This window comes from Mesorhizobium sp. M7A.F.Ca.CA.002.09.1.1, assembly GCF_003998555.1.
Classification (GTDB): Bacteria; Pseudomonadota; Alphaproteobacteria; order Rhizobiales; family Rhizobiaceae; genus Mesorhizobium; species Mesorhizobium ciceri.
The window spans coordinates 1-2,726 of the sequence record NZ_RZRR01000771.1; the positions used below are offsets into that span (position 1 = coordinate 1).

Below are 2,726 nucleotides of genomic sequence, written 5' to 3' on the forward strand. Positions count from 1 at the left end.
CTTCCACACCACCCGCATCGGCCGCATGGTGCGCGAAACGTCGACGATGGAGTTCGTCGTCACCCGCACCGAGATCGAAGCGCTGCTGCTCGAAGCCAATCTTATCAAGCGCTTGCGGCCGCGATTCAACGTCCTGATGCGCGACGACAAGTCGTTTCCCTATATCCTCTTGACCGGCGACCATGTCTCGCCGGGCATCTACAAGCATCGCGGCGCGCGCTCGCGCAAAGGCGATTATTTCGGTCCCTTTGCTTCGGCCGGTGCCGTTGGCCGCACCATCAACTCGCTGCAGCGCGCCTTTCTGCTGCGCAGTTGCACCAACTCGTTCTACGAGAACCGCACGCGGCCATGCCTGCTTTATCAGATCAAGCGCTGCGCCGGTCCCTGCACCGGCGAGGTCTCGCACCAGGACTATGCCGAGCTGGTCAATGAGGCGAAGGACTTCTTGTCCGGCCGCAGCCAGAAGGTGAAGACGGAAATCTCGGCCGCCATGCAGCAAGCGTCGGAAGCTCTCGATTTCGAGCGCGCCGCGATCTATCGCGACCGGTTGGCGGCCCTGTCGCATGTGCAGAGCCACCAGGGCATCAATCCGGCGACCGTCGACGAAGCCGATGTCTTCGCCATCCATCAGGAAGGCGGCCAGGTCTGTATCCAGGTGTTCTTTTTCCGCACCGGCCAGAACTGGGGCAACCGCGCCTATTTCCCCAAGGCCGATCCGGCGTTGGAAGCAGCCGAGGTGCTGGGCTCGTTCCTGGCGCAGTTCTATGACGACAAGCCGACGCCGCGGAACATTCTTCTGTCGCATGGCGTCGAGGATCAGGAATTGCTGGCCGAGGCGCTCTCCACCCGCGCCGGCCGCAAGGTCGCAATCTCCGTGCCGCAGCGCGGCGAGAAGAAGGACCTGACCGACAACGCTTTGCAGAATGCCCGCGAAGCGCTCGGACGCCGGCTGGCTGAAACCTCCACCCAGGGACGCCTGCTTGCCGGTTTCGCCGAGACATTCGGCCTGCCGAAGCCGCCAGTGCGCATCGAGGTCTACGACAATTCGCACATCATGGGCACCAATGCCGTCGGCGCCATGGTCGTTGCCGGACCGGAGGGGTTCGTGAAGAACCAGTACCGGAAATTCAACATCCGCTCGACCGAGATCACGCCTGGCGACGATTTCGGCATGATGCGCGAGGTGATGGAACGGCGGTTTTCGCGGTTGCTCAAGGAGCATGGCGATGTCCCGGCTGGGGATGCAGCCGACGGTTCGGCAGACGATATGGAGGACGATATCTCCGGCAGCTTCCCGGCCTGGCCCGATGTCATCCTGATCGACGGTGGCCAGGGCCAGATGACCGCGGTGCGCAAGATCCTCGCCGATCTCGGCATCGAGGACCGCGTGGTTGCCATCGGCATCGCCAAGGGCCAGGACCGCGATGCCGGCCGCGAGCGGTTCTTCGTCAAAGGCAGGGACTCGTTTTCCCTACCGGTCCGCGACCCCGTGCTCTATTTCGTCCAGCGGCTGCGCGATGAGGTTCACCGTTTCGCGATCGGCTCGCATCGGGCTCGCCGCAAGAAGGAAATGGTCAAGAGCCCACTTGATGAGATCAGCGGCATCGGTCCCGGCCGCAAGCGGGCATTGCTGCTGGCATTCGGCACCGCCAAGGCGGTCAGCCGCGCGGCCATCGAGGATCTGCGGAAAGTCGACGGGATTTCCGAGCAGGTGGCGAAACTGGTCTACAATCACTTCCACGAGAGTTGAAAAATCTGGCACTTTCATCTGGCCTGTCGAATCTGGCCTGTTGACCCCCCACATTCGCTTCTGATTTGAGTAGGCAGGCAGAAAGAGTTTCCCGGATATGGCCAAGCGCGCGTTCAACCTGCCCAACATGCTCACCTACGCCCGCATCGTCGCGGTGCCGATGGTGGTGCTGTGCTTTTTTCTCGAAGGACATCTGAAGTCGAGCGACTTTGCCCGGTGGTCGGCGCTGATCATCTTCCTGCTCGCCTCGATCACCGATTATCTGGATGGCTATCTGGCGCGCGCCTGGCAACAGACCTCCAACATCGGCAAGATGCTCGACCCGATCGCTGACAAGCTGCTGGTCGCCACCTGCCTGCTGCTGCTGGCTGCGGACACCGATCGCCATGCGGGCATTGCCGGCTGGTCGTTGTGGGCGGCGATCATCATCCTGTGCCGCGAAATCCTCGTCTCGGGCCTGCGCGAATATCTGGCGGCGCTGAAAGTCTCGGTGCCGGTGACGCAGCTGGCAAAATGGAAGACCGCCATCCAGATGGTCGCCATAGCGTTCCTCTTGGCCGGACCGGCCGGCGACAAGATCTTTCCGCTGACCACCCAGACCGGGCTGGTGCTGCTGTGGATCGCGGCGTTGGTCACACTCTACACCGGCTACGACTATTTCCGCGCCGGCCTCAAGCACATCATGGACGAGTGAGATGACGACCCGGCTCATCTATTTTGCCTGGGTGCGCGAGCGCATCGGCATGCCCGAGGAAGACGTCGACTTGCCGGCTGGCATCGAGACGGTCGCCGATCTCCTGCGCTGGCTGAAATCGCGCGGCGAGGGCTACGAGCACGCGCTGCAATATCCTGACGTCATCCGTGTCGCTATCAACCAGGAGCATGTCGAGCACCGCGAGAAGATCGCGGGCGCCCGCGAAATCGCGCTGTTCCCGCCGATGACCGGGGGCTGAAATGACCGGCGGGATCATACCTG

3 protein-coding genes are annotated in these 2,726 nt (G+C 62.6%); all 3 read left to right on the top strand.

The window, feature by feature from the left end; translation table 11 throughout:
• Positions 1-1,750: excinuclease ABC subunit UvrC (uvrC, locus tag EN994_RS25965; protein WP_127307919.1), on the top strand; the 1,750-nt coding region annotated here is incomplete at its 5' end.
• Positions 1,751-1,847: 97 nt separating this feature from the next.
• Positions 1,848-2,444, top strand: a complete 597-nt coding sequence (gene pgsA, locus EN994_RS25970; RefSeq protein WP_013532480.1) for a CDP-diacylglycerol--glycerol-3-phosphate 3-phosphatidyltransferase — start codon at positions 1,848-1,850, stop codon at positions 2,442-2,444.
• A 1-nt stretch (position 2,445) separates the two neighbouring features.
• The gene (moaD, locus tag EN994_RS25975) at positions 2,446-2,703 is read left to right on the top strand and encodes a molybdopterin converting factor subunit 1 (RefSeq protein ID WP_013532479.1); all 258 of its coding nucleotides are present in this window, start codon (positions 2,446-2,448) and stop codon (positions 2,701-2,703) included.
• Positions 2,704-2,726 lie beyond the last annotated feature (23 nt).